The organism is Desulfurella sp. (assembly GCF_023256235.1).
Classification (GTDB): Bacteria; Campylobacterota_A; Desulfurellia; order Desulfurellales; family Desulfurellaceae; genus Desulfurella.
The window spans coordinates 828-5,436 of sequence record NZ_JAGDWY010000054.1 but is presented as its reverse complement, the minus strand read 5'-3'; the positions used below and the strand labels follow the sequence as shown (position 1 = coordinate 5,436).

Sequence of the window (4,609 nt, the reverse complement as noted above, 5' to 3'; positions counted from 1 at the left end):
TTCAATATAAAAAACCGTTTTCTTATTACTACGAGTATTTTTTTGTTTTTTTTGTTGTATTTTTCTTGTTTTATTATGAGGGTATTTACACAAAACGTTATGATATTTGGGAAGATGTTAAGAAAATATTTAACTCAATAACAATTATTGTGGTTATTATACTTTCACTAGTTTCTATAACTAAATCCAGTTTATTGTTTTCAAGACTCTTGATATTTTTATTTTGGTTGTATGGTCTGGTTATATTTTCTTTTTTTCATGCATTATCAAAATTTTTTCTATTTAAAATCAAACTCTGGCAAAAAAATGTAGTAATCTGTGGTACTTGTTCTCAAGCATTATCATTTCAAAAATCGTTAGATTGTCAGCATTATTTAGGTTATAACACTATAGCTTTTTTTGATCAAAAATCAAATACAAAATACATTAATGATAAAAAAGTTATTAGATCATTTATCGAACTTTCTTCGGAAATTAAATCTAACTGTATTGATACGGTTTTTATAATATCTGCATGCAATTCAAAGGTTGATTTAACGAGTCTTCAAACAATCTTTAAAAATGTAATAGTTATACCAAGTTTCGATGGATTATCTATTTTCAATACAAAAGTTAATTTCAATTTTTCTCAGAAACTTTTATTTATTCATACAAAAAATAATTTAGAATCTGTCGCAAACAAAATCCTTAAAAGAGTTTTTGATCTTATATTGGTAATTATTATATTTCCATTATTTTTAGTAGCATTAATTTTTATAAGTATAGCTATAAAAGCTACATCAAAAGGTCCTATTTTTTTTAAACATGAGCGTATTGGAAAAAATGGTAAAATAATAAAAATTTATAAATTTAGAAGCATGTATGAAGACGCACAAGAACGCCTAAAGATTTTACTTGAAAACAACGAGCAATTAAAACATGAGTGGAATCAATTTTTTAAGTTAAAAAATGATCCAAGGATAACTAAAGTAGGTAATTTTTTAAGGAAAACTTCACTTGATGAGTTGCCGCAGATAATAAATATTATCAAAAACGAAATGTCATTTGTAGGTCCACGGCCTGTTGTGAAAGAAGAAGTTGAAAAATATTACAGAGAATATGCAAAGTTTTACTATATGGTAAATCCAGGACTTACAGGTTTGTGGCAGGTAAGTGGTAGAAACGATACGAGTTACGATTTTCGCATAAAAATGGATACATGGTATGTAACTAATTGGTCTTTATGGCTTGATATAATTATTATTGTTAAAACATTTGTTGTTGTATTAAAAAAGGAAGGTGTTTATTAGAATATTATGTAGATATTATATTGACTGATAAAAAAAATTATGATAGTTTGTAGGCTGGTTTTTTTATGATTGTGCACTTGAAAGTAATAGCAAATGCTAAGAGAGATTTAGTTTGCGGTATGGAAGGAGGGTTTTTGAAAGTTAAAGTTTCAAAACCTGCACAGGAGGGTAGGGCTAATAAAGCCGTGGTTTCACTAATATCCTCTTTTTTTGATATTAAAAAATCTGCTATTAAAATTTTAAGTGGAGAAAAATCTAATATAAAAATACTCGATTTAGATATAGAAGAAGAATTTTTTAATTCTAAATTACATGAGGTGATTAAAGATGCCCATTTATGAATATAAATGTTCTGCTTGTGGACAAACAATTGAGTTAATGCAAAAGATAGGTTCTAAAGCTCCAAACTCATGTCCGCTCTGTGGTGCAGTTAATACATTAAAAAAAATCATTTCACATACTTCTTTTGAGCTTAAAGGGTCCGGATGGTATGTTACAGATTACAAAAATAATTCTAAATCAAATTCTAATAATGAATCTAAAAAAGGAGAACTAAAAGATGCTGGAAAAAACACTGTCAATAATTAAACCAGATGCAGTAAAAGCTGGCTATAGCGGTAAAATTATAGCTATGCTTGAGGAAAACGGCTTTGAAATTAAAGCTATGAAAAAAATTCGTTTAACCAAAAAACAAGCTGAAGGTTTTTATATTGTACACAAGAATAGGCCGTTTTATGACTCGCTTACGACATTTATGTCGAGCGGTAACATAATTGTTATGGTTTTAGAAAAAGAAAATGCGATTGCTGATTACAGGAATTTAATGGGTGCTACGGATCCAGCTAAAGCTCAGCCTGGCACAATCAGGGCTTTGTATGCAAAAAATATAGAAGAAAACGCTGTACATGGATCTGATTCTAAAGAATCGGCTGATTTTGAGATACCATATTTTTTTAGTTCAATAGAAATATTATAAAGGAGAGAAAAATGGCTCAACCAAAAAGAAAATCCTGTCATTCTAGAGCTGCAAAAAGAGCAACACACAAAAAAGCAAGTATGCCTGCTATGTCAAAATGTCCACGATGTGGTGCTGTGAAATTACCACATACTGTGTGTCCATCTTGTGGTTACTATAAAGATGAGGAAATCCTCAAAATTGAAGAATGAAACCAATAGCCGTAGATGCCTTTGGCGGTGATCATGCTCCAAAAGAAGTAATCTTAGGAGCTTTCCTTGCTGCCAAAGAATTTAATTTAGATATAGTGCTAGTTGGTAAAGAAAATGAGCTTGAAAAAAGTATAGAAGATATTTCTAAAGATTTTAGCTCAAATGTATCACAAAAAATTACCGTAAAAGACGCACCAACCATAATTACTATGTTCGATAAACCAAGCGTAGCTATAAGAAAGAAAAATTCTTCAATGCATGTAGGTATGGAACTTGTTAAGTATGGTAAAGCATGCGCTTTTATAAGCGCGGGAAATTCTGGAGCTGTTATGGCCATTGCTATGACGGTTTTGGGAAAACTAAAGGGTATTTCAAGACCTGCGATAGGTGCTTTATTGCCTACTGTCAATGGTAGTGTTTTGCTTTTAGACGCGGGAGCAAATGTTGATTGTAAGCCTATTCATTTACTTGAGTTCAGTATTATGGGTTCTGTTTTTATTAAACATATGCTTGGTATAAACAAACCCAAAGTAGGCTTAATCAGTAATGGTTCTGAACCAGGCAAAGGTAATAGCCTCGTAATTAAAGCTTATGATTTAATTAAATCATCAGCTTTAAATTTTTACGGAAACATAGAGGGTAACGAAATATTTTCAGATAAAATAGATGTAGCCGTTTGTGATGGTTTTGTAGGTAATATTATTTTAAAAACATCCGAGTCTGTTCCTACTATAATTGGAGAATTTTTAAAAGCACAAATTTCTAAAAGTTTGGTATACAAGATTGGCTATTTACTATCAAAACCAGCATTTAGAATGTTAAAAAAGAAAACTGATTATGCAGAATTTGGGGGTGCACCTTTATTAGGTGTAAATGGTGCTTGCATTGTAAGTCATGGTAGAAGCAAAGCTTATGCGATAAAAAATGCCATTTTAAAAGCTGCAAAGTTTGCAAGCCTTGATATAAATACAAAAATTGAAGAAGCTATTGAAAAATGTTCAGTACTAAAGTATATTCAAAGAGGTGTGGAAAATGCGATCTAAAATTGTTTCTATTGGTTCTTATTTGCCAGATAAAATTTTAACAAATTTTGATCTTGAAAAAATAGTTGATACATCAAATGAATGGATTGTGCAACGAACGGGAATTAAAGAGCGTCATATTTCAGATAAACCTACAAGTTATCTAGCCTATTTGGCAGCTAAAAAAGCTATAGAAGGTGTTATTAGTCCAGAAGAAATAGATGTAATAATAGTTGGAAGAGGCGGCGGAAGTATTGAGGATTTATGGGCTTTCAACGAAGAGATTACAGCAAGAGCTATTTATAATTCAAAAATTCCGATAATAAGTGCAGTAGGACATGAAACGGATTTTACTATAGCAGATTTTGTTGCCGACATACGTGCTTCAACTCCATCTAATGCTGCGGAAATTGTAGTTCCAGTAAAGTCAGAGCTTATAAGACAGTTAAAATCATTGGACTTACGCTTGAAATCAGCGTCCGCTAAGTTAATTTCGAATAAGAAAAACAATCTTTTGCATTTAATTAAGAATATCGAAAAAGTATCTCCAAAAAGATTAGTTGAAAACAAAAAAATACGTATTAACGACCTTGTAGAAAATATGCATGAAACTATAACTAGAAAAATTGATATATTTAATATTAATATTTCACATTTGAGAAAAAGGCTTTTTCTCAAAAACCCTTTAAATATCCTTAAAGAGCGCAGATTGCATATTAAAGAATTATCAGAAAAACTTAAAAAGTCAGCATTAACCATAATTTTGCAATACAGAAATAAGATAAACACGGAAAAAAAAGCATTAAATTCATTAAGTCCTTATAATGTCTTGAAAAGAGGATATTCTATTGCTTTTAATGAGAAAAATAGGGTAGTTTTTTCTGTAACTCAAGTTAAAGAAAACGAAAATATAACATTGCTTTTAAGCGACGGCAGATTAAAAACAAAAGTTTTATCCTCCGAAAAGTCTTGAAATAATTTTTGCTTTTTGTTTTTCATTCTTTTATTATTTTTTAGAAAATTATGATAACACATCTTCTATATGCATCTGAACGACTATCGTTATTTTCAGACGCGATTTTTATATAATGATTTTTTCTCTCTGATTACGTTTTCATGATGGATATTTGA

At 30.1% G+C, this 4,609-nt stretch carries 7 protein-coding genes; all 7 read left to right on the top strand.

The window, feature by feature from the left end; translation table 11 throughout:
• Positions 1–1,289, top strand: a 1,289-nt coding sequence (wbaP, locus tag Q0C22_RS05390; RefSeq protein ID WP_291492551.1) for an undecaprenyl-phosphate galactose phosphotransferase WbaP, incomplete at its 5' end; no start/stop codon positions are given.
• A 65-nt stretch (positions 1,290–1,354) separates the two neighbouring features.
• Complete coding sequence (locus Q0C22_RS05385) at positions 1,355–1,630, top strand: DUF167 domain-containing protein (protein ID WP_291492549.1); 276 nt, start codon at positions 1,355–1,357, stop codon at positions 1,628–1,630.
• Positions 1,617–1,877 carry a zinc ribbon domain-containing protein gene (locus Q0C22_RS05380; protein WP_291492547.1) on the top strand — a complete coding sequence of 87 codons (261 nt, stop codon included), beginning with the start codon at positions 1,617–1,619 and terminating at the stop codon, positions 1,875–1,877. The genes Q0C22_RS05385 and Q0C22_RS05380 overlap by 14 nt, the downstream gene beginning before the upstream one ends.
• Positions 1,852–2,265, top strand: coding sequence for a nucleoside-diphosphate kinase (gene ndk, locus Q0C22_RS05375; RefSeq protein WP_367172110.1), 414 nt, complete (start codon positions 1,852–1,854; stop codon positions 2,263–2,265). The genes Q0C22_RS05380 and ndk overlap by 26 nt, the downstream gene beginning before the upstream one ends.
• 11 nt (positions 2,266–2,276) lie before the next feature.
• Positions 2,277–2,456 (top strand): 50S ribosomal protein L32, encoded by a 180-nt coding sequence (rpmF, locus tag Q0C22_RS05370; protein WP_291492543.1) that lies wholly within the window; start codon positions 2,277–2,279, stop codon positions 2,454–2,456.
• Entirely contained in the window at positions 2,453–3,499 is a 1,047-nt protein-coding gene (gene plsX / locus Q0C22_RS05365) for a phosphate acyltransferase PlsX (RefSeq protein ID WP_291492541.1), read from the top strand. The genes rpmF and plsX overlap by 4 nt, the downstream gene beginning before the upstream one ends.
• Complete coding sequence (gene xseA, locus Q0C22_RS05360; protein ID WP_291492539.1) at positions 3,489–4,451, top strand: exodeoxyribonuclease VII large subunit; 963 nt, start codon at positions 3,489–3,491, stop codon at positions 4,449–4,451. Before plsX ends, xseA begins: the two co-directional genes overlap by 11 nt.
• Positions 4,452–4,609: the final 158 nt, after the last annotated feature.

Coding starts and splice junctions, on each gene's coding strand:
- Q0C22_RS05385 (WP_291492549.1), top strand. CDS start 1,355: ATGATTGTGCACTTGAAAGTAATAGCAAATGCTAAGAGAGATTTAGTT.
- Q0C22_RS05380 (WP_291492547.1), top strand. CDS start 1,617: ATGCCCATTTATGAATATAAATGTTCTGCTTGTGGACAAACAATTGAG.
- xseA (WP_291492539.1), top strand. CDS start 3,489: ATGCGATCTAAAATTGTTTCTATTGGTTCTTATTTGCCAGATAAAATT.
- plsX (WP_291492541.1), top strand. CDS start 2,453: ATGAAACCAATAGCCGTAGATGCCTTTGGCGGTGATCATGCTCCAAAA.
- rpmF (WP_291492543.1), top strand. CDS start 2,277: ATGGCTCAACCAAAAAGAAAATCCTGTCATTCTAGAGCTGCAAAAAGA.